General features: G+C 69.3%; 18 protein-coding genes. 12 read left to right on the forward strand and 6 right to left on the reverse strand.

The genetic code is table 11. From position 1 onward, the window contains the following. Positions 1-21: 21 nt before the first annotated feature. The 3 genes from A8M77_RS02945 to A8M77_RS02955 are packed head-to-tail and all read right to left on the reverse strand — an operon-like array spanning position 22 to position 4,092. A complete protein-coding gene (locus tag A8M77_RS02945) occupies positions 22-2,175 on the reverse strand; it encodes a thiamine pyrophosphate-dependent enzyme (RefSeq protein WP_086920049.1) in 2,154 nt (717 codons plus the stop codon). Between the two features lie 25 nt (positions 2,176-2,200). Continuing rightward, positions 2,201-2,899, reverse strand: a complete 699-nt coding sequence (locus tag A8M77_RS02950) for a c-type cytochrome (RefSeq protein ID WP_202820599.1) — start codon at positions 2,897-2,899, stop codon at positions 2,201-2,203. Further along, positions 2,899-4,092: a PQQ-dependent sugar dehydrogenase gene (locus A8M77_RS02955; RefSeq protein ID WP_192871538.1), complete on the reverse strand. Its 1,194-nt coding sequence runs from the start codon at positions 4,090-4,092 to the stop codon at positions 2,899-2,901. The genes A8M77_RS02950 and A8M77_RS02955 overlap by 1 nt, the downstream gene beginning before the upstream one ends. Positions 4,093-4,216: 124 nt before the next feature. Here A8M77_RS02955 and A8M77_RS02960 point away from each other — a divergent pair, with 124 nt between their 5' ends. The 8 genes from A8M77_RS02960 (at position 4,217) to A8M77_RS02995 (ending at position 12,979) form a co-directional block, all read left to right on the forward strand. Then, entirely contained in the window at positions 4,217-5,128 is a 912-nt protein-coding gene (locus tag A8M77_RS02960) for a LysR family transcriptional regulator (RefSeq protein ID WP_086920051.1), read from the forward strand. A gap of 60 nt (positions 5,129-5,188) precedes the next feature. Beyond that, positions 5,189-5,845, forward strand: coding sequence for a PepSY-associated TM helix domain-containing protein (locus A8M77_RS02965; protein WP_086920052.1), 657 nt, complete (start codon positions 5,189-5,191; stop codon positions 5,843-5,845). Between the two features lie 28 nt (positions 5,846-5,873). After that, complete coding sequence (locus tag A8M77_RS02970; protein ID WP_086920053.1) at positions 5,874-6,407, forward strand: DUF2271 domain-containing protein; 534 nt, start codon at positions 5,874-5,876, stop codon at positions 6,405-6,407. 29 nt (positions 6,408-6,436) lie between these two features. Continuing rightward, positions 6,437-7,246, forward strand: a complete 810-nt coding sequence (locus A8M77_RS02975) for a DUF4198 domain-containing protein (RefSeq protein WP_086920054.1) — start codon at positions 6,437-6,439, stop codon at positions 7,244-7,246. 1 nt (position 7,247) lies between these two features. Then, positions 7,248-8,264 carry an FAD:protein FMN transferase gene (locus A8M77_RS02980; RefSeq protein WP_238136690.1) on the forward strand — a complete coding sequence of 339 codons (1,017 nt, stop codon included), beginning with the start codon at positions 7,248-7,250 and terminating at the stop codon, positions 8,262-8,264. 22 nt (positions 8,265-8,286) lie between these two features. Next, positions 8,287-9,681: a sulfite reductase subunit alpha gene (locus tag A8M77_RS02985; RefSeq protein ID WP_086920055.1), complete on the forward strand. Its 1,395-nt coding sequence runs from the start codon at positions 8,287-8,289 to the stop codon at positions 9,679-9,681. 225 nt (positions 9,682-9,906) lie between these two features. Continuing rightward, positions 9,907-12,207 carry a catecholate siderophore receptor Fiu gene (locus tag A8M77_RS02990; protein WP_086920056.1) on the forward strand — a complete coding sequence of 767 codons (2,301 nt, stop codon included), beginning with the start codon at positions 9,907-9,909 and terminating at the stop codon, positions 12,205-12,207. A 91-nt stretch (positions 12,208-12,298) separates the two neighbouring features. Further along, the gene (locus A8M77_RS02995; RefSeq protein ID WP_086920057.1) at positions 12,299-12,979 is read left to right on the forward strand and encodes a Fe2+-dependent dioxygenase; all 681 of its coding nucleotides are present in this window, start codon (positions 12,299-12,301) and stop codon (positions 12,977-12,979) included. Between the two features lie 101 nt (positions 12,980-13,080). On the opposite strand, the gene A8M77_RS03000 is transcribed toward A8M77_RS02995, so the two are convergent. Genes A8M77_RS03000 through A8M77_RS03010 form a run of 3 tightly spaced genes read right to left on the reverse strand, consistent with a single transcriptional unit; the run spans position 13,081 to position 15,547 of the window. After that, positions 13,081-13,905, reverse strand: a complete 825-nt coding sequence (locus tag A8M77_RS03000; RefSeq protein WP_086920058.1) for a metallophosphoesterase family protein — start codon at positions 13,903-13,905, stop codon at positions 13,081-13,083. Then, entirely contained in the window at positions 13,902-14,891 is a 990-nt protein-coding gene (locus tag A8M77_RS03005; protein WP_238136691.1) for a diacylglycerol/lipid kinase family protein, read from the reverse strand. The genes A8M77_RS03000 and A8M77_RS03005 overlap by 4 nt, the downstream gene beginning before the upstream one ends. After that, complete coding sequence (locus A8M77_RS03010) at positions 14,861-15,547, reverse strand: alpha/beta hydrolase family protein (protein ID WP_086920060.1); 687 nt, start codon at positions 15,545-15,547, stop codon at positions 14,861-14,863. The genes A8M77_RS03005 and A8M77_RS03010 overlap by 31 nt, the downstream gene beginning before the upstream one ends. Positions 15,548-15,722: 175 nt before the next feature. Between A8M77_RS03010 and xdhA the strand changes: the two genes are divergently transcribed. The 4 genes from xdhA (at position 15,723) to A8M77_RS03030 (ending at position 22,224) form a co-directional block, all read left to right on the forward strand. After that, positions 15,723-17,318, forward strand: a complete 1,596-nt coding sequence (gene xdhA / locus A8M77_RS03015; protein WP_086920206.1) for a xanthine dehydrogenase small subunit — start codon at positions 15,723-15,725, stop codon at positions 17,316-17,318. Position 17,319: 1 nt separating this feature from the next. Then, on the forward strand, positions 17,320-19,746 hold the full coding sequence (gene xdhB / locus A8M77_RS03020; protein ID WP_086920061.1) for a xanthine dehydrogenase molybdopterin binding subunit: 2,427 nt from the start codon (positions 17,320-17,322) through the stop codon (positions 19,744-19,746). Positions 19,747-19,821: 75 nt separating this feature from the next. Beyond that, positions 19,822-20,775: a LysR family transcriptional regulator gene (locus A8M77_RS03025; protein ID WP_086920062.1), complete on the forward strand. Its 954-nt coding sequence runs from the start codon at positions 19,822-19,824 to the stop codon at positions 20,773-20,775. A 105-nt stretch (positions 20,776-20,880) separates the two neighbouring features. Further along, positions 20,881-22,224 (forward strand): NCS2 family permease, encoded by a 1,344-nt coding sequence (locus tag A8M77_RS03030; RefSeq protein ID WP_086920207.1) that lies wholly within the window; start codon positions 20,881-20,883, stop codon positions 22,222-22,224. Position 22,225 lies beyond the last annotated feature (1 nt).

Consider the following 22,225-nt stretch of genomic DNA (forward strand, 5'->3'; position numbering starts at 1 on the left):
GGGGAGGAAAAGAGGTAGAGGTCAAGCGGGTTGCAGGGCGCGTACGACGGCACCGCGCAGCGAATGCAGCAGTCTTTCGTGCCACTTGGGGTTCTGCACCACCTCGGCCCGGTAGAAGCTCGGGCACAGCGTCGCCGCGTGGGCGTTCGCGCCGCACAGGCCGCAGCCCACGCAGCCGTCGATCACCACCGCCACCGGGTCGACCTTGAGCGGATCGGGGTTGTCCTTGATCGTGAGGGTGGGGCAGCCCGAGAGGCGGATGCAGGCATGGTCGCCGTTGCACACGTCCTCGTCCACGCCGTACTTCACGCGCACCACGCGCTCGCCCTTCTGCAACAGGCTGGCGATCCAGGGCTTGATGCGGCGCTGGCGTTCCAGCTGGCATTCGCCCTCGGCAATGATGACCTTGAGGCCATTGAAGTCCGTCGTGAAGGCCTCGTTGAGCGTGGCGCGCATCGTGTCGACGTGGTAGGTGTGCACGGTGCGCAGCCACTGCACGCCCAGGCCCTTGAGGGTCGATTCGATGGTGGTGTTCTTGTCGACCAGGCTCTGCTGCTTGTCGGCGGCGCGCTCCTTCGCCTCGTCGTCCGGCGTGGAGATGATGTCCTGCGTGCCGGTGGCCGAGGTGTAGCCGTTCTTGAAGATCAGCAGCACCGCATCGTCGCCGTTGAAGAGGGCGCTCTGCACGCCGGTGAGCAGGCCGTTGTGCCAGAAGCCGCCGTCGCCCATGATCGAGAGCGCGCGCCGCTGCATCATCGGCGACACGCCGGCCCGGCTCGCCAGGCTCATGCCGTAGCCGAGGATCGAGTGGCCCATGGAGAAGGGCTCGAAGGTGCCGAAGGCATGGCAGCCGATGTCGGCGGCGATGTGCACCGGGCCGCTGTCCTGCTGCGCCAGCTTGAGGGCCGCGAACACCGGGCGCTCCGGGCAGCCGATGCAGAAGCTCGGCGGGCGTGCGGGCAGCGGTGCATCCAGCTTCGCGGCCGCGGCGGCGCGGCGTTCCTGGTTGCCCGCGAGCCAGCCGTGCGCCGAGTCCTGTGCATGCTGCGGCAGGTAGCGCGCGGCGAACTTCGCGAGGCCGCCGGCCATCACTTCGACGCCCAGCTCACCCGCCGGCGGCAGCATGTCGCAGCCATGCAGCGGGGCCTGGATGTCCCGCCGGCGCAGCAGCGTCGCGATCTCCTGCTCGATGTACTCGGGCTGGCCTTCTTCCACCACCAGCACTGCGCGCTTGCCCACGCAGAAGTCGGCCACCTGCTCGGGCACCAGCGGGTAGGTGACGTTGAGCACCAGCAGCGGGATGTCGGTGGCGCCGAAGGCATCGGCCAGACCGAGCTGCTGCAGGCTGCGGATGAGCGCGTTGTAGAGGCCGCCCTGCACGACGATGCCCAGGTCCTGGTGCGTGCCCGGGATCAGTTCGTTGAGGCCCTGCTCGGCGATGTAGCGGCGCGCGGCAGGGAGGCGCTGCTCGCCCTTGAGCTTCTCGTGGCGGAAAGTGACCGGCGGGTGCGCGAGCCGCATGTAGTCGAAGCCGGCCGGCTCCTCCATCAGCGCGCGGGTGGACACCGCCGGCGCCAGGTTGTCACGGCATTCGAAGCTGCCGCGCACGTGGCAGGTGCGGATGCGCAGCTCCATGATGCAGGGCATGTTCGAGGTTTCCGAAAGGCGGAAGCCGTGCTCCACCATGTCGACCATGCGGCCGAGGTCGGGGCGCGGGTCCAGCAGGCACATGCCGGACTTCAGCGCATAGGCGTGGGTGCGCTCCTGGATCACGCTGGCGCCTTCGCCGTAGTCCTCTCCCACCACGATCAGCACACCGCCCTTGACGCCCGGCGAGGCGAGGTTGGACAGCGCGTCCGCCGCGACGTTGGTGCCGACGATCGATTTCCACGTCACGGCGCCGCGCAGCGGGTAATGGATGGAGGCGCCGAGCATGGCCGCGGCCGAGGCCTCGTTGGAGCAGGCCTCCACGTGCACGCCCAGCTCGTCCATGTAGGGCTTGGCCTGCACCATCACGTCGAGCAGGTGCGAGACCGGCGCGCCCTGGTAGCCGCCCACGTAGGCCACGCCCGACTGCAGCAGGCCCTTGGTGATGGCGAGGATGCCCTCGCCGTGAAAGACGTCGCCCGCGCCGAGGCGCAAGGCCTCGATCTCCTTGCTGAATGAAACTTCCAAAGCGCTCTCTCTTTGCTCTCTGTGATTACTTCGTGGGGGAGGGACCCGAAGGGCCCGGTGGAACCGGTGGAATCGGGAAGCGGGCCAGGTAGTAGGCGAGGGTGTCCAGGTCCTCGCCCGGGATGCGGCCGACCGCCTCGGCCATGGCCATCGTGTAGCCGACGCGCTTGGCGGACTTGAACTCCTGCAGCGTCATCTTCAGGTAGTCCTCGCGCTGGCCGCCGATGCGCGGCACCTGCTGGCCGCCGCTGAAGTCGGCGCCGTGGCAGAACACGCACTTGTGCTCTTGCGCCAGCGCCTTGCCGCGGGCCATGCGCGCCGCGTCGGGCGGCGTGGACGGTGCGGGCGCGGGCACCGGCGGCAGGGTCGCGATGAAGTCGGAGAAGCCGCGCATGTCGTCGTCCTTCATGCCCTTGGCCACCGCGCTCATCGCTTCGTTCGCGCGCCGGCCCTCGCGGAACAGGAACAGCTGCGTGATCGCGTAGAAGGAATGCTGCCCGGCCAGCACCGGCGTGTTCGGCATGTCGCTGCGCCCGTTGGCACCGTGGCAGGCCGCGCACAGCTGCGCGAACCGCTGGGCGTAGGCGGCCCCAGGGGCAGCCGCCGGGGCCTCCGCCGCCTTGGTGCCCTTGGTGCTCTTGCTGGCCTGTTGCGCGCCGGCCGGCACGCAGAGCCAGAACGCTGCCGCTGCTGCCGTGAACGCGAGTCTTCGGCTGCCCCTCATCACTTGCCGTAGCTGATGCGGTAGATCGCGCCCGCGTGGTCGTCGCTCACCAGCAGCGAGCCGTCCTTCATCACCAGGAAGTCCACCGGCCGGCCGAGGTAGCTGTTGTTCTCGACGAAGCCGGTCATGAAGGGCTCGACCCTCGCACCGCCCTTGCCGTCGGGCCAGGCGACCGACACGTCGGCGTACTTGACGGTGCGGTTCCACGGGCCATGCCGGGCGATGAACATCGCGCCCTGGTACTTCGCCGGGAACATCTTGCCGTTGTAGAACTTCAGGCCCAGCGAGCCGGCGTGCGGGCCGAGGAAGGCGGCGGGCTTGACGAACTCGCTGCAATTCTTGCCCCAGCCGAATTCCGGATCGGGGATGTTGCCCTGGTGGCAGAAGGGGTAGCCGAAGTGCTGGTTCGGACCGGTGACGACGTTGAGCTCGTCGTTCGGGATCTCCTCGCTCAGCCAGTCGCGGCCGTTGTCGGTGAACCAGAGCCTGCCCGTCTTGGGATCGAAGTCGAAGCCGACCGTGTTGCGCACGCCGCTGGCCACGGTCTCCATGCCGCTGCCGTCGAGGTTCATGCGGTAGATCCTGGCGTACTCGCCGGGGTCGCAGATGTTGCAGGGCGCGCCGATGGGGAAGTACAGCTTGTCCTGATGGATGCGCAGGAACTTCCAGCTGTGGTCCTCGCCGCCGGGCAGCTTGTCGTAGAGCACGGTCGGCGTGCCGGCGTTGTCGAGCTTGGTGTCGATGTTGTCGTAGCGCACGATCTGCTTGTGCGTGGCCAGGTAGAGCGAGCCCTTGTGGTACTCGATGCCCGCCGCCTTCTCCATCTTGTCGATGACGGTCTTGGTCTCGCGCGTGTTGCCCTTGGGCACGATCGCGTAGACCTTGTTGCCCACGAAGAGGGTGCTGACGAACACCACGTCGTTGGCGCCCTGGCGCAGCGCGCGCGCATCGAGCACGCCGGAGGCCCAGGTCTCCACCTTGAAGCCCGGCGGCAGCTTGAACTTGGCCGTCGGCAGCTTGTCGGCCGCGGTCGGGATCGGGAAGGCAGGCACCGGCGCCATGCGCTGGGCGGCCTCGGTCTTGGGCCGGCCCTTGGCCCAGCCCGGCTCCTCGGCTGGCGCCTGTTGGGCGGAAGCGGCGATGGCGCTGAGCAGGGCGGCGGCGAAGATGGCATGCAGTCGGATCGTTCGCATTGCTTGTCTCCTTTTCTTGGGCTTTCTGGGGGTGGCGCGCGCGCATGCAGGGGCCGGCGCTCGGCCGCTTCGCAGTGTGCGAGCCGATGTCCTGGTCATCAATAAAATAATCCGGCTATCCGACATGAATGCCATGCATATCGATGCCATCGACCTGAACCTGCTGCGCCTGTTCGACGCGGTCTACCGCGCGCGCAGCGTCAGCCGGGCGGCCGAGGCGCTGGGCCTCACCCAGCCCGCTGCCAGCCATGGCCTGGGGCGGCTGCGGCTGCTCCTGAAGGACGCGCTGTTCACCCGCGCCCCAGGCGGGGTGGCGCCCACGCCGCGCGCCGAGCGGCTGGCCGCCGCGGTGCAGTCGGCGCTGGCGCAGCTGGAAGAGGCGCTCAGCGAGCCCGACCGCTTCGCGCCCTCGGACTCGCGCAAGACCTTCCGCATCCACATGAGCGACATCGGCGAAAGCCGCTTCCTGCCGGTGCTCATGGCGCGGCTGGGCGAACTGGCGCCCGGCGTGCGGCTCGAGACGCTGCCGCTCGCGCCCGACGAGATCGCCCCCGCGCTCGACAGCGGCCGCGTCGATTTCGCCTTCGGTTTCCTGCCCAAGGTGAACGACACCCAGCGCGCGCAGTTGCTGAAGGACCGCTACATCGTGCTGCTGCGCAAGGGCCACCCCTTCACGCGCGGGCGCCGCAGCGGGCAGGCGCTGCTGGAGTCGCTGCAGCGGCTGGAGTACGTGGCGGTGCGCACCCATGCCGAGACACTGCGCATCCTGCAACTGCTCAACCTGGAAGACCGGGTGCGCCTGACCACCGAGCACTTCATGGTGCTGCCGGCCATCGTGCGCGCCACCGACCTGGCGGTGGTGATGCCGCGCGACATCGCGCGCAGCTTCGCCGAGGAGGGCGGCTACACGATCGTCGAGCCGGCCTTCCCGCTGCGCGACTTCGCCGTGTCGCTGCACTGGAGCAAGCGCTTCGAGGCGGACCCGGCGAACAGCTGGCTGCGCGGGGTGATCCGGGAGCTGTTCACCGAGGGCTGAAGCCGGACCGCGGCCTAAATGACAGTGATTCTCATTTGTCTGACTACAATGCGCGCTTCGATGAGTGCTCCCGCCGCCACCGCCACTTCCTCCCGCCGCCGTGCCTACTGGCTCAAGACCCTGCACGAATGGCACTGGGTCAGCTCGGCGCTGTGCCTGATCGGGATGCTGCTGTTCAGCATCACCGGCATCACGCTCAACCACGCCTCGCAGATCGAGGCGCGGCCGTCGGTGACGCGCAAGACCGCCACCGTCGATGCCGGCCTGCGCGTGCAACTGGCAGGCCTGCAGCCGGGCATCACCAAGACGTCCAAGGGCAAGGCCGAGCTGCCGGCCGAATTGCAGCGCTGGGTGAAGGTGCAATGGGGCGTCGACGCCGCCGGCCGCGAGGCGGAGTGGTCGCAGGATGAGGTCTACCTCTCGCTGCCGCGTCCGGGCGGCGATGCCTGGCTGCGCGTCGGGCTGGAGGACGGCGAGGCCGAGTACGAGCTGACCGACCGCGGCTGGATTTCCTACCTGAACGACCTGCACAAGGGCCGCCACACCGGCGCGGCCTGGAGCTGGTTCATCGACATCTTCGCGGTGGCGGCGCTGCTGTTCTCCATCACCGGCCTGCTCATCCTCAAGATGCATGCGGGCAACCGGCCCTTCACCTGGCCGATGGTGGCGATGGGGCTGCTGGCGCCTTTCCTCCTCGCGCTGCTCTTCGTCCATTGATTCAAGTCTGAAGAAGAAAGGTCTTTTCGTGCACATCCGCTATTCCCTCGCGCCGGCTGCCGTGTCGGCGCTGTTCGGGGCGCCCGCGCTGGCGGCGAGCCTGGCCGTCAACATCGAGGTGCCGCGCCTCAACGTGTCGGAGTACCACCGGCCCTACGCCGCCACGTGGATCGAGCGCGCCGACAACTCGCAGGCCGCCACGCTGGCGGTCTGGTACGACGTGCGCACCAAGACCAACAACCCCGAGGGCGAGGGCACGAAATGGCTGAAGGACATCCGCCAGTGGTGGCGCCGTGGCGGCCGCGAACTGTCGGTGCCGGTCGACGGCGTGACCAGCGCCACCAAGCCGGCGGGCAAGCACCAGCTGAGCTTCACCGAGGGCAGCGGCCCGCTTCCCAAGCTGGCGCCGGGGGCGTACAAGCTCGTGGTCGAAGCGGCGCGCGAGGTCGGTGGCCGCGAGGTCGTGAGCATCCCGTTCCAATGGCCGCCGGCGAGTGCGCAGCAGCCCGTCGTGGCCGGCAAGGAAGAGCTCGGCGAAGTGAAGCTCGAACTCAAGCCCTGACAACGTTTCTTCACCGAGAGGAGTTCACCATGACCCAGCCCGCCCTGCGCCTTGCCGCCCTTGCCTTCGCGCTGTCGTGCGCCGTGCCTGCCGTGCAGGCCCACAACGCCTGGCTGCTGCCGTCCACCACCGTGCTGTCCAAGGGCGACACGATCACGGTCGACGCGGCGGTGTCGAACGACCTGTTCGTCGCCAACCATGCGCCGCTGCGCATCGAGGGCCTGCAGATCGTCGCGCCCGACGGCAGCCCGATCAAGCCCGAGAACGAGGCCAGGCTCAAGCACCGCAGCGTGTTCGACGTGCCCGTGTCGCAGCCGGGCACCTACCGCATCGCGGTGCTGAACAACGGCGTGTTCGCGAGCTGGAAGGACAAGGCGACCGGCCAGACCAAGCGCGCGCGCGGCACGCCCGAGACCATCGGCAAGGAGATTCCGGCCGATGCGACCGAGGTGAGCGTCACCCAGTCCGCGGGCCGCATCGAGACCTTCGTCACCGTCGGCAAGCCCAGTGCGCTCAAGCCGATCGGCCAGGGCCTGGAGCTCATCGCCACCGGCAGCCCGACCGACCTGGTCAAGGGCGAGAAATCGACCTTCACGCTGCGCATCGACGGCCAGCCCGCCAAGGACCTCGAAGTGACCGTGACGGCCGGCAACACGCAGTACCGCGACAAGCTGAACGAGCTCAAGCTCAAGACCGACGACAAGGGTCAGTTCAGCGTGACATGGCCAGCCGCGGGGATGTACTGGCTCGATGCCTCCACGCGCGACAACAAGACCACCGTGCCGCAGGCCAAGGAGCGCCGGCTGAGCTACGCGGCCACGCTCGAGGTGTCGCCCTGACTTGAGCGCCACTGCCGCGTCATCGCCGCCCCTTTCCTTCGCGCGCCGGCCTGACGGCTATGCCGGAGCGGCGCACCCGCGCCGCGCCGATCCGGCCAGCCTGCAGCAGATGGGCGGACGCACCATGGGGACCACCTGGTCGCTGCGCTTCGACAACCCGCGCATGCTGCCGCACGCGCAGGTGCGCACGGCCGTCGAGGAGGCGCTGGGCCGCGTCGTGGCGCAGATGAGCCATTGGGAAGCGGACTCGGACATCAGCCGCTTCAATGGCGCAGCGGCCGGCACGCGCCACCGCCTGGGCGCCGAATTCGCCGCCGTGGTGGCCTGCGCGCTGCGCTGGGCGCAGGCCAGCGGTGGCGCGCTCGACCCGACCGTGGCGCCGCTGGTCGCGTGCTGGGGCTTCGGCCCGCAGGCCGCCGCCGCGGCGCCGGACGCGGCGGCACTGGTCGATGCCGCCGCGCGCGTCGGATGGCAGCGGCTTCGCTTCGATCCGTCCGATGCCAGCATCCTGCAGCCGGGCGGCATGGTGCTGGACCTCTCGGGCATCGCCAAGGGCTTTGCGGTCGATCACGGCGTCGCGGCGCTCCGCGCGCTGGGGCTGCGCGACCTCCTGTTCGAGATCGGCGGCGAGCTGCGCGGCGTGGGCCGCCGACCCGGCGGCCTGCCGTGGCAGGTGGGGGTCGACAGCGGCGCGCATCCAGCGCCGCCCGTCGCGCTGGCCGACATGGCGATCGCCACCTCCGGCGACCGCTGGCATGTGCGCGAGGACGCAGACCGGCGCTGGTCGCACAGCATCGATCCGCGCAGCGCCCAGCCCGTGGGGCCGGCGCTGGCGAGCGTCACCGTACTGCATGCGCAGTGCATGGAGGCCGATGCCCTCGCCACTGTGCTGATGGTGCTGGGGCCGGACGAAGGCCCGCGCTTCGCCGATGCGCATCGGATCGCTGCACTGTTCGGCCGGCGCGACGACGAGGGCCTCGCGTGGCACGCCAGCGCCGCCTGGAGGGTGCATACGTGACCCTCGAACCCGCGCAGGCCTGATGGACGACAGCCTGCGTCACCTCGCCGCGGCGGCATCCGTCCTCCTGTATGGCGCTCTTTGTGCCGCGACCTGGCGGCGCGAGCGCCGCCGTGCGCGGGCGCTGGCCGATGACGCCGCCTCGCTCGCCGGCACCGGCGCGCCGGTGCTGGTGCTGCATGCCACGCAGACCGGCCAGGCCGAGACCATCGCCTGGCAGACCGCGCGCTGGCTGCATGCGCGCGGCGCCGCCGTACAGGTGAAGTCGCTCAACGAGATCGACCTGGCGACGCTGCAGACGGCCGAGCGCGCGCTCTTCGTGACCAGCACCTATGGCGAAGGCGACCCGCCCGACGGCGCCAGCGCTTTCGTCGAACGCGTGATGGGCGCCCGGGCGCACCTGGCCCACCTGCGCTACGCCCTGCTGGCGCTGGGCGACCGCCAATACGCGCACTTCTGCGGCTTCGGGCAGCGCCTGGATGCCTGGCTGCGCGACAGCGGCGCCGTGCCGGCCTACGAGCGCATCGACGTCGACAACGGCGACGAGGCCGCGCTGGCGCGCTGGCGGGCGCAGTGGCACGCCGAGGGCGCCGATGCCGGCGCCGACGTCGAGGTCGAGGTCGAGGTCGGCGAGTCCGCCGTCGATGCCTTCCAGCCGTGGCGGCTGGTCGCACGCCGCGAACTCAATCCCGGCAGCGCGGGCGCACCCATCTTCCACCTGGCTCTGACGCCCGCCGCGGGCGAGCTGCCGCAGTGGGCCTCGGGCGACCTGGTGCAGGTCGCGCTCGCCGGCGACCCGCAGCGCCCGCGCGACTACTCGATCGCGTCGATCCCGGCCGACGGCGAACTGCAACTGCTGGTGCGCCAGGAGCGGCATCCCGACGGCACCCTCGGCGCCGCATCCGGGCTGCTCACCGCGACCCTGGCGCCCGGCCACACCGTGGCGCTACGACTGCGCGCGCATCCCGCCTTCCGGCAGAACGGCAACGCCGACCGGCCGCTGATCCTGGTGGGCAACGGCACCGGGCTGGCCGGCCTGCGCAGCCACCTGCGCGAGCGCATCGCGCAGGGCCGGCACGACAACTGGCTGGTGTTCGGCGAGCGCAGCGCCCGGCACGACTTCCTGTATCGCGACGAACTCGAAGGCTGGCTGGCGGCCGGCGCGCTGGCCCGGCTGGACATGGTGTTCTCGCGCGACGAGGAGTCCCTGCACGGCGAGCGGCGCTACGTGCAGCACAGAGTGCTGCAGGCCGGCGACGAGGTGCTGGCCTGGGTTGAGCGGGGCGCCGCGGTCTACGTCTGCGGCAGCCTCCAGGGCATGGCCGGCAGCGTGGACGCGGCGCTGCGCCAGGTGATCGGCACCGATCGCCTGCACGAAATCGCTGCCGCCGGGCGCTACCGGCGCGACGTCTACTGAGCACGCCTCCCGATTCGTCGCCTCGGGGCAACGATCCGCAAGGAAGTGTGTGTCGGACGTGAACGGCGTATGAATTTTGTTATTGATAGTCGTTATCATTTGCGTTTCATTCGCACGGCACCCGGCGAATGGACTCACCCAGCCAATCCGGCCCCCTCGACACGAGGCGCGCAGCCCGGACCCGCCAGTGAAGTTCCCGTTTTCTGAAACCCGGAGGAATCCTTCATGGCGTACATCAAGAGCCGCAAGCACGCAGTCGCGCGCGGCATCCCACCCCTGGGCACCGCGGCCGCGGCTGCCACCCTGGTTGCGTTCGCATGGCCGGTCGCGGCGCAGACCCAGCCCGGCTCGGGCACCACCCTGCGCGAGGTGAAGATCGAATCGACCACCGACAGCTTCAAGGCCGACCAGGCCTCGTCGCCCAAGTTCACCGCGCCTCTGGTGGATACGCCGCAGACCATCACGGTCATCAAGAAGGAAGTGCTTCAGGAGCAGGGCGCCACCACGCTGACCGAGGCCTTGCGCAACACGCCCGGCATCACCTTCCAGATGGGCGAGAACGGCAACACCAGCACTGGCGATGCGGTCTTCCTGCGCGGCTTCGACACCTCCGGCAGCATCTTCATCGACGGGGCGCGCGACGTCGGCACCGTGACCCGCGACATGTACAACGTCGAGTCGGTCGAAGTGGTGAAGGGCCCGGCCAGCGCCGACATCGGCCGCACCGCGCCCACCGGCTACATCAACCTGGTCAGCAAGGTGCCGCTCGCCGAGAACTTCTTCGCCGGCTACGTCGGCATCGGCAGCGGCGACTACAAGCGCAGCACCCTCGACATCAACCGCGTGCTCGACGAGTCCGGCTCCATGGCCTTCCGCCTGAACGCGATGGTGCAGGACAGCGGCGTCGCCGGCCGCGATTTCGTGAAGAACAAGGGCTGGGCCATCGCGCCCTCCATCGCCTTCGGCCTGAACACGCCCACGCGCGTCTACCTGCAGTACCAGCACATCGACCAGACGAACCGGCCCGACGGCGGCCTGCCGACCATCGGCCTGGACGGCTTCTACCTGGCGCAGCTTTCCGCGCGCGGCGGCAACGGCCCGCGCGTCGACACCCGCAACTATTACGGCTACCGGTCGGACCATGACGACGTCAAGGCCGACATGTTCACCGCCCGCGTCGAGCACGACTTCGGCGACGGCGTCAAGCTGCGCAACCTGACGCGCTGGGGCCGGACCGACCAGGACCTGGTGCTCACCGGCGTCTTCAGCAGCGGCCCGCTCACGCCCAGCGTGTTCAACCCGCTGACCTGGTCCACCCGCGTGATCCCGCAGGGCAAGCGCCAGAGCAACGAGATCCTGACCAACCAGACCAACGTGACGGCCGAACTGGCGACCGGCTCGATCAAGCACTCGCTGAGCGCCGGCCTGGAGCTGACGCGCGAAGAGCAGAACAACGGCACCCTGGCCGGTGTCTTCAACGCCGGGAACGCGCAACTGGTGAGCGGCGCCTTCCAGGCCTACACCGGCATGTACCTGCCGAACATCTACCGGCCCATCGTGCCGGTGCTGCCGACCGGCGCGTCGGTCGAAGGCAAGACCTCGAGTGCCGCGCTCTACCTGTTCGACACCATGAAGTTCAACGAGCAGTGGCAGCTGACCGGCGGCCTGCGCGCCGAGCACTACCGCACCAGCTTCTTCAGCCTCGGCGCGCCGACCACCTTCAATGGCGCGCAGACGGCGACGTCGCAGTCGAAGTCGGACAACCTGTACACCGGCAAGATCGGCCTGGTCTACAAGCCCGCGCCCAACGGCAGCATCTACGCCGCCTACGCCACGGGCGCACAGCCGCCCGGCGGCAACTTCGCCTTCCAGACGACGACCACGGCCAACATCAACAACCTGAACCTGGATCCGCAGAAGGCCAAGACGGCCGAGATCGGCACCAAGTGGGACGTGATGGGCGGCCGCCTCGCGCTGGCCGGTGCGCTCTTCCGCACCACCAACGAGAACGAGCAGGTCCAGGTCGACACCTTCGGCAACTTCGAGCAGTACGGCAAGACCCGCGTGCAGGGCGTGGAGCTGAGCGCCGTCGGCCAGATCACGCCGGCCTGGCAGGTGATCGCGGGCCTCGCGCACATCGAGACCGAGATCCTCGAGGGCTCGCGCACCTCCGCCACGCAGCAGGGCGCGCAGATCCGCTATTCGCCCAGGAACACGGCGACGCTGTGGACCAGCTACAAGTTCCCGATCGGCCTGACCATCGGCGGCGGCCTGCGCTACGTGTCCACGCAGCAGCGCGCGACCACCAATGCCGTTTCCACCGCCACGACCTTCTTCCCGGAGATCCCGAGCTACACGGTGTTCGACGCGATGATCGGCTACGAAGTCAACAAGAACGTCTCGGTGCAGCTCAACCTGTACAACCTCACCGACAAGTTCTACCTGGCGCGCGTCAACAACGGCGGCAACCGCCTGGTGCTGGGTACGCCGCGCTCGGCCGTGCTGTCGGCGAACTTCAAGTTCTGAGCAACCTGATCGCTGCCGCCGCGCAGGGCGGTGCGACACTTCGAGGCTCGGCCGCACGGCCGGGCTTTCTGCTTTTTGGAGATCCTGCCAGATGATGCTTCACGTACCCGGCGTCCTGAGTCCCGAGCAGGTGCGCGAGATGCGGGCCGCGCTCGATGCCGCGGACTGGGTGGACGGCCGGGAAACGGTGGGTCCCCAGGGGGCGCAGGTCAAGCACAACCGCCAGCTGCCGGAGCTGTCCCCGGTCGGGCGGGAACTGGGCAAGACCATCCTGGCCGCGCTGTCGAAGAATCCGCTCTTCTTCGCCGCCGCACTGCCGCTGCGCTTCGTGCCGCCGCTCTTCAACCGCTACGAGGGCGGCGAGAACTACGGCCTGCACATCGACGGCTCGGTGCGCTCGGTGCCGTTCAGCAACGAGCAACTGCGCACCGACCTGTCGTGCACGCTGTTCCTGTGCGAGCCCGAGGAGTACGACGGCGGCGATCTCGAGGTGGTCGACACCTACGGCACGCACGAGGTCAAGCTGCCGGCGGGCGACCTGATCCTCTATCCGTCGAGCAGCCTGCACCGGGTCCATCCAGTGACGCGGGGCGCCCGCATCTGCTCCTTCTTCTGGCTGCAAAGCATGGTGCGCGACGACCATCGCCGCGGCATGCTGTTCGAGCTCGACCAGACGATCCAGAAACTGCGCGGCCGCCTGGGCGACTGCGAGGAGACGGTGTCGCTGACAGGCCACTACCACAACCTGCTGCGGATCTGGTCCGACGTATAAGCTCTCCCCCAGGCTCCCCCACTTCGTGTGGTCCGCCAACCCCCTCACCGGGGGCAACACCAGCGGCCCGGCAAAGCCGGTTCCGCGGTGTTCCTCGTGACTCATTCGTTCCTTTCGAGCACCAGCTCGTGCACGCGGGCACAGCGGAAGGCATTGCAGCGCGCGCTGAAGTCCCATTGCTCGACGACGCAGCGCCGCGGGCTGTCCGCAGCGGCCAGGCCACCGAAGCGGAGCAGGTTCACCGAATTGGGCGCATCGGCACGCAGCCGGGTCGACAGCGCGGTGCCCGCCTGCACGCACCACACGCGCCGATCGAGCGCGCCGAAGACCTCGTGCAGCGGCAGCACGAAAGGCAGGTGGATGTGTCCGCCGAGCACCAGGTCGGCGCCCGCATGCGCCCAGGCGCGCACCGCCTGCTCGCGCCCGATCAAGAGGTTCTTGTGGTCTTCCCGGCGCGTGACCGCGACCGGCTGGTGCACCACCACGATCTTCAACTGCCCGGGCCGGCCGCGCGCGAGGCGCTGCGCCGCGCGTGCCGTCTGCGCCCTGGAGACCGCGCCGTTCTCGTGCCGCCACCAGCGTGTGGTGTTGACACCGACCAGCAGGAAGTCGGGCGCTTCCACCACCGGCGCCAGGTCGTCGCCGAAGGCGCGCCGGTAGCGCGCATAGGGTGCGAGGGCACGGGTGGCCAGCGCGATCAGCGGGATGTCGTGGTTGCCCGGCACCACGAGCAGCCGCGGCAGCGCCAGCCGGTCGACGAAGGCGCGCGCCAGCGCGAACTGCCGGCGCGTCGCGCGCTGCGTGACGTCGCCCGAGAGGACCGCGGCGGCCGGCCGCTCGGCCTCCACCAGGGCCGCCAGCGCATGGGCGACCGCGGCCTGCTCGGTCCCGAAGTGCGGGTCGGACAGGTGCAGCAGGCAGTTCACCGGCGCGCGTCCCCGTACTCGCCGGGTTCCGGCTTGATCAGCCACAGCGGCTCGGGGGCCACGCGGAAGTGCAGCGGCATCGCCATGCGCTGGACCTCGCCGTCGGTCGCGACCTTGGCACGGCGCCGGCCCGGGCGTGCCGGGCTGACGGACATCGCGCGGAAGGAGGCATGCATGACCTCGTCCGCCTCGCCCAGCCGCGACAGCGCGCCGTGCACCATCAGCATGAACATCGCGAGCCGGCCGACGGGCTTGAGCGCAATGGCGGTGAGCTCGCCCTGCTCGACCGCCTCGGGGCGAGGCATGCCGACCTGTTCCAGCTGGAGCGCGTTGTTGCCCACGAAGAGCGTCGGGGTGCGCACGACGCGCTCCTCGCCGCGCCACTGCATGCGCAGGTCCCAGCCCGGATGGCGGCGCATCGCCGTGGCCAGCGCCGCCCACAGTGCCACCCAGCGGCTGCGGCCGTAGCGCGACTTGTAGACCTCCCGCTCTTCCAGCACGCGCGCATACAGGCCGAGGCTGGCGTTGACCAGGAACACGCGCTCGTTCACGAGGCCGGCCTGCACCGGCACCGGCCGCGCGCGCAGCAGCAGCGCCAGCGCCTCTTCCGTGTCCGTGGGAATGGCATGCGTGCGGCTGAAGTAGTTGAAGGTGCCCTGCGGCAGCAGGCCCATCGCGCAGCCGCTGCCCATCACCACCTGGGCCACCGCGTTGATGGTGCCGTCACCGCCGGCGGCGACCACGATGCCGGAGGCAGCGCGCGCGGCATCGACGGCCTGCCGGATCTGCGTGCCGAGGCGCCCGGTGCGCCCGATCTCGAAGAGCTGGTAGTCCCTGCCGTGCTCGGCGCAGACCCGCGCGATCGCGGCGCGCACGGCCTGCGCCCGGCCGCGCCCGGAGCGGACGTTGAAGACGATGAAGAGCTTCGATCGGTCGTGCGAGATGCAGGATGGCATCAGGGGTGGGATGTCTGGCGGTGCATCCATGCTGCCATGCCGTCCAGCAATTGCTGCAGGACTTCTTCGTCATTGCGCCCCGATCGGCGCAGCACGTGGAAGGCATGGTCCGCCTCGGCGATCTCCATCAGCGTGGCCGAGGGGCCCAGCGTCGAGACCACCGAGCGGATGTGGCCGATCTCCGCCAGTTCGTCGCGCGTGCCCTGGACGAAGAGCATCGGCACGCGCACGTCGGCCAGGTGGTCGGCCCGCCCGGTCGCGGGCGTGCCCGCCGGATGGAGCGGAAAGCCGACGAAGACCAGCCCTGCCACGCCCGGCAGCGGCTGCAGCGCCTGGGCCTGCGAGCTCATCCGTCCACCGAAGGACTTGCCGCCGGCATAGAGCGGCAGCGGGCCGAAGTGCTGCGTCGCCTGGTCCACCGCCGCGCGCACGGCGGCATGGGCGACCGCCGGCGGGTCGGGCCGCTTCTTGCCGAGCTCCATCGACGGGAACTGGTAGCGCAGGGTGGCGATGCCGCGCGCGGCCAGTCCGTCCGCGACCGCGGCCATGAAGACATGCCGCATCCCGGCGCCCGCCCCATGGGCGAAGACATAGCAGGCGAGGGCATCCGGTGGCGCCTGCACCAGGCCCGAGACGGTCCCGTGCTCGCCGACCTGAAAGCGGATTTCTTGCGTACTCGAACTCATGCGAACTCCGATGATGCGCGCAGGGGCGCAAAAAGCGGTCCAAAACAAGGGTTAACCCGGGCGTTATATAGAACCCCCACATAGGCCGTATGGGCACCCGTGTATGCATTCGGCCCCATAAAGGAATAACTTCGCAGGCACGATTTTTGATCGCCACGAAGACCGCCCCATGAGCATGAGCATGACACCGAGCACCCAACCCATCCGCTTTTTCCACCGCGGCCGGATCGTCGACGTGAGCGGCGTGCACCCCACGCGCTCGGTGCTCGACTGGCTGCGCGAGGACGCCCGCTGCACCGGCACCAAGGAAGGCTGCAACGAGGGCGACTGCGGCGCCTGCACGGTGGTGATCGGCGAGCTGGCCGAGGCGGGCGAAAAGGGCGCGGTGGGCGGCCTGCGCCTCTCCACGGTCAATGCCTGCATCCAGTTCCTGCCCACGCTGCACGGCAAGGCGCTGTTCACGGTCGAGGACCTCAAGTCGCAATGCACGCGGCAGCGCGAGAAGGCGCCGCGCGAGAAGCAGTCGACGATCCAACTGCACCCCGTGCAGCAGGCGCTGGTGGACTGCCATGGCTCGCAGTGCGGCTTCTGCACGCCGGGCTTCGTGATGTCGCTGTGGTCCACCTACGAGCACCACCAGGACGCCGGCACCCAGCCCAGCCGCCAGCAACTGGCCGACGACCTCTCGGGCAACCTGTGCCGCTGCACCGGCTACCGGCCCATCCTCGACGCCGGCCAGCGCATGTTCGACCTGCCCGCGGTACGGCTGGACACCGAGCCGGTGGTGGCCGCGCTGAGCAGCCTGAAGCACGAGGCCGCCTTCGAGTACGCCGCGCCGCTCGGCCAGCGTGTCGACCATTTCCATGCGCCCACCACCCTGGCGCAGCTGGCCGCGCTGCGCGAGGCCAAGCCGGCGGCGCAGCTGCTGTCCGGCTCCACCGACGTGGGCCTGTGGGTCAACAAGCAGTTCCGCGACCTGGGCGACATCATCTATGTCGGCGACGTGACCGAGATGAAGGTTGTGCAGGAGCGTGACGGCGAGCTCTACATCGGCGCCGGCGCCTCGCTGGAGAACGCCTTCAGCGCGCTGGCCAGGCGCATGCCCAGCCTCACCGACCTGTGGCTGCGCTTCGCTTCGCCGCCGATCCGCAACGCCGGCACCATGGGCGGCAACGTCGCCAACGGCTCGCCCATCGGCGACTCGCCGCCGGTGCTGATGTCGCTGGACGCGCAGATCGAGCTGCGCCTCGGCGAGCGCGTGCGCCGCATGCCGCTGTCCGACTTCTATGTCGACTACATGAAGAACAAGCTGGCGCCCGGCGAGTTCGTGCAGGGCCTGGCGGTGCCGCTGGCCGCGATGCAGCGCCAGGTGCGCGCCTACAAGATCAGCAAGCGCTTCGACTGCGACATCTCGGCCCTGTGCGCCGGCTTCGCCATCGAACTCGACGGCGACACGGTCAAGGAAGTGCGGCTGGCCTTCGGCGGCATGGCCGCCATCGTCAAGCGTGGCGCCCAGGCCGAGGCCGCGCTGGTCGGCAAGCCCTGGAGCCAGGCCAGCGTCAACGCCGCCAAGCTCGCGCTGGCGCAGGACTTCACGCCGCTGACCGACATGCGCGCCAGCGCCGACTACCGCCTGCTGGTGGCGCAGAACCTGCTGCAGCGCCTGTGGCTGGAAACGCGCGCCAAGGACCCGCTGCCGGTTGAAGCCACCAGTGTCTGGAGCGTGATGCCGCACGCAGCTGCCGGCGTTGTTGCCGCCGAAGGAGTCTGAGATGAACAAACCCATCGATCCCGCACTGCTCCAATCGGCCGAAGCCTTCGCCGACTACCTGAAGAACGCGGCGGCGCGCATCGACGTGCATGCCGAGGCCAAGGCGCACGGCGACGGTGCGCGCGTGGGCATCAGCCGCCCGCACGAATCGGCGCACCTGCACGTGGCCGGCGAGGCCACCTACATCGACGACATCCCCGAGCTGGCCGGCACGCTGCACTGCGCGCTGGGCCTGTCGCCCGTGGCCAATGGCCGCCTGCGGAACATGAAGCTGGAAGCCATCAGCGCCATGCCGGGCGTGGTGGCGGTGCTCACCGCGGCCGACATTCCGGGCACCAACGACTGCGGCTCGATCGTCCACGACGATCCCATCCTGTGCAGTGGCGACATCCGCTACCTGGGCCAGCCGGTGTTCGCGGTGATCGCCGAGACCCGCGACGCCGCGCGCCGGGCCGCGGCCCGCGCCAAGGACGCGCTGGACATCGAGGCCGAGCCGCCGGTGATCACGCCCGAGGAGGCGCACGCCAAGGGCCAGTACGTGCTGCCGCCCATGCACCTGGTGCGCAGCACCAACGAGGGCGGCGCCCAGGCCGCGATCGCCAAGGCGCCGCACCGGCTCAAGGCCACGCTGAACGTGGGCGGGCAGGAGCAGTTCTACCTGGAAGGCCAGATCAGCTACGCCATCCCGAAGGAGGGCGGGGCGATGCACGTGCACTGCTCCACCCAGCATCCGAGCGAGATGCAGCACCTGGTCGCGCACGCGCTGCACCTGCACGCCAACCAGGTGCAGGTGGAATGCCGGCGCATGGGCGGCGGCTTCGGCGGCAAGGAATCGCAGTCGGGCCTGTTCGCCTGCGTGGCGGCGGTGGCGGCGAACAAGCTGCAGCGCCCGGTCAAGCTGCGGCTGGACCGCGACGACGACTTCATGGTCACCGGCCGGCGCCACTGCTTCTGGTACGAGTACGAGGTCGGCTTCGACGCCGAGGGACGCATCCTCGGCGCCGAGATCACCATGGTCTCGCGCGCCGGCCACTCGGCCGACCTGTCGGGGCCGGTGATGACCCGCGCCCTGTGCCACTTCGACAACGCCTACTGGCTGCCCGACGTGTCCATGCACGGCTACTCGGGTCGGACCAACACGCAGAGCAACACCGCTTTCCGCGGCTTCGGCGGCCCGCAGGGCGCGATCGCGATCGAGAACATCATGGACTCGGTGGCGCGCGAACTCGGCCGCGATCCGCTGGACGTGCGGCGCGTCAACTTCTACGGCAAGACGGAGAACAACGTCACGCCCTATCGCCAGACCGTGACCGACAACATCATCCACGAACTGGTCGGCGAGCTGGAAGGCACCAGCGACTACCGCGCGCGGCGAGAGGAGATCGCGGCCTTCAACCAGACCAGCCCCGTGCTCAAGCGCGGCATCGCGCTGGCGCCGCTGAAGTTCGGCATCTCCTTCAACGTCAAGCACTTCAACCAGGCCGGCGCGCTGGTCCACGTCTACACCGACGGCTCGATCCTGGTGAACCACGGCGGCACGGAGATGGGCCAGGGCCTCAACACCAAGGTGGCGCAGGTCGTGGCGCACGAGCTGGGCGTGAGCTTCGAGAGCGTGCGCGTCACCGCCACAGACACGCAGAAGGTGGCCAACACCTCGGCCACTGCAGCCTCCACCGGCGCCGACCTGAACGGCAAGGCCGCACAGGACGCGGCACGCCAGATCCGCGAGCGCCTCGCGGCCTGCGCCGCCGCGCGCCACGGCGGCAAGCCGGAAGAAGTGCGCTTCGCCAACGACAAGGTCATGGTCAACGGCCGCACCTTCCCCTTCAGCACCCTGGTCGGCGAGGCCTACCTCGACCGCGTGCAGCTCTGGTCCGACGGCTTCTACGCCACGCCGGGCCTCAGCTGGGACAAGGACAGGATGCAGGGCCGCCCCTTCTACTACTACGCCTACGGCGCCGCCGTGAGCGAGGTCATCGTCGACACGCTCACCGGCGAATGGAAGCTGCTGCGCGCCGACATCCTGCACGACGCCGGCAAGTCACTGAACCCGGCGGTGGACATCGGCCAGGTCGAGGGCGCCTTCATCCAGGGCATGGGCTGGCTGACCACCGAGGAACTGGTCTGGCATCCCAAGACCGGCCTGCTGACCACGCACGCGCCCAGCACCTACAAGATCCCGACGGCCAACGACTGCCCGCCGGTCTTCAACGTGCGCCTGTTCGAGGGCCAGAACTTCGAGGACTCCATCCACCGCAGCAAGGCGGTGGGCGAGCCGCCGCTCCTGCTGCCCTTCTCGGTCTTCTTCGCCATCCGCGATGCCGTGTCGGCGGTGGGCGACCACAAGGCCGATCCGCCCCTGCAGGCGCCGGCCACCAGCGAGTCGATCCTGCGCGCCGTGACGGCGGTGCAGAACGCCGCCGTCTGAGAGTCTTCACCAAGAGTCTTGTATGTGAGCAGCGCGTTATAACTGCCCGCACATTTCGCAACCAGCGGGCAGCTCATGAGAGACCAAGCGCTTCTCGACAAGATCGATCTTCACCTCATCCGGATCCTGCACACCGTGTTGACCGACCGCAGCGTCTCGCGTGCCGCCATACGCCTGGGCATGTACCAGCCGGCCGTCTCGGCCGCGCTGAAGCGCCTGCGCGAATTGTCGGGCGACCCCCTGCTGGTGCGCTCGGGCTCGGGCATGGTGCCCACCGACGCCGGGCTGCGCATGATCGACCCGGCCGCCAGCATCCTGCGGGCGGCGGAGATGCTGTTCTCGGACGCGCGCGGTTTCGATCCGCAGACCGCGCAGACCACCTTCCGCATCGCCGCCTCGGACTATCTGGACCCGCTGTTCCTGCCCATGCTGGTGGCGCAGGTCAAGGCGCAGGCGCCGCTGTGCGGCATCGAGATCCATGCGCTCTCGTCCGATTCCGACTACCACGCGCACCTGTCGCTGGGCCAGGTCGATCTGGTGATAGGCAACTGGCTCAAGCCGCCGGAAGACCTGCACATGGCTCGGCTCTTCGGCGACGAGATCGTCTGCCTGGTCAACCAGGACCATCCGGCGGTGCGCCGCGGCTGGGACCTGGAGAGCTGGCTGGCCGCCGAGCACGTGGCGCCCACGCCGCTGCACCCGGGCGCGCGCGGCATCATCGACCAGATGCTCGACGAGATGGGCCGGCAGCGCAACATCACCGCGCGCTGCGCGCACTTCGGCCTGATCCCGGACATGGTGGCCTCCAGCCTGCTGGTGCTCACCACCGGCCGCCAGTACTGCGAGCGCTTCCTCGAGCGGCTGCCGCTCGCCATCCTCCCGTGCCCGGTGGCGCTGCCGCGCCTCATGTACTACCAGCTGTGGCATGAGCGCACCCATTCCTCCAGCTCCGCGCGCTGGCTGCGCGAGCGCACCAAATCGGTGGCGGCGTCGCTGCGGCCCGCCGCTTCCTCCACCGGCTCCGGATAGCCGGCCTTCCCAACTCGCGCCCGGCGTCGCGAACTTTCCGACAACGCCAAGACAGAGAAACTCGGAGACAACGCGATGAACCGTACAGAGCAGTTGCCGGGCGGCATGCCCGAGCACGACACAACCGTCCCTGGAACAGGGCCCACGACCGGCTGGGCGGAACGCCTGTTCAAGCTCAGGGAGCACAACACCACCGTGCGCACCGAAATCGTGGCGGGGCTGACCACCTTCCTGACGATGGCCTACATCATCTTCGTCAACCCGTCGATCCTCGGTGACGCGGGCATGCCGAAGGACGCGGTCTTCGTCGCCACCTGCCTGATCGCCGCGCTGGGCACCGGGATCATGGCCTTCTATGCCAACTACCCGATCGCGCTGGCGCCGGGCATGGGGCTCAACGCCTACTTCGCCTACGTCGTGGTGCTGCAGATGGGCTTCACCTGGCAGGCGGCGCTGGGCGCGGTCTTCGTCTCGGGCTGCCTGTTCCTGCTGGTCACCGTGTTCCGGTTGCGCGAGCTCATCATCAAGGGCATCCCGCAGTCGATACGGCTGGCGATCACGGTGGGCATCGGCCTGTTCCTGGCGATCATCGCGCTCAAGAGCGCAGGCATCGTCGCGCCGTCCAAGGCCACCTACGTCACGCTGGGCGACCTGCACACCCCGCAGGCGGTGCTGGCGGTCATCGGCTTCTTCATCATCGTGGTGCTGGACCGGCTGAAGGTGCCGGGCGCCATCCTGATCGGCATCGTCGCGGTGACCGTGCTGTCCTTCTTCTTCGCGGGCAACACCTTCCACGGCGTGTTCTCGGCCCCGCCTTCGATCGCGCCCACTTTCCTGCAGCTGGACATCAAGTCGGCGCTGTCGGGCGGCATCCTGAACGTGATCCTGGTGTTCTTCCTGGTCGAGCTGTTCGACGCCACCGGCACGCTGATGGGCGTGGCGCGCCGCGCCGGCCTGCTGGTGCCGGGCAAGATGGATCGGCTGAACAAGTCGCTGCTGGCCGACAGCGGCGCGATCTTCGCGGGCTCGCTGCTGGGCACCTCCAGCACCACCGCCTACGTGGAGAGCGCGGCCGGCGTGCAGGCTGGCGGCCGCACGGGCCTGACGGCCCTCACCGTGGCGGTGCTCTTCCTGGCCGCGCTGGCGATCTCGCCGCTGGCCGGCGCGGTGCCGGCCTACGCCACGGCCCCCGCGCTCTTCTTCGTGGCATGCCTCATGCTCAGGGACATCACCGAGCTCGATTGGGACGACACGACGGAAGTCATCCCGGCCGCGGTCACCGCGCTGGCCATGCCCTTCACCTACTCGATCGCCAATGGCCTGGCCTTCGGCTTCATCACCTATGCGGTGCTCAAGCTGTTCACCGGGCGCGCCAGGCAGGTGCACTGGATGGTCTGGCTGATCGGCGGCGTGTTCCTTTTCAAATTCATCTATATCGGTGGACACTAGA

It is taken from the genome of Variovorax sp. JS1663, from assembly GCF_002157355.1.
Lineage (GTDB): Bacteria > Pseudomonadota > Gammaproteobacteria > Burkholderiales > Burkholderiaceae_C > Variovorax.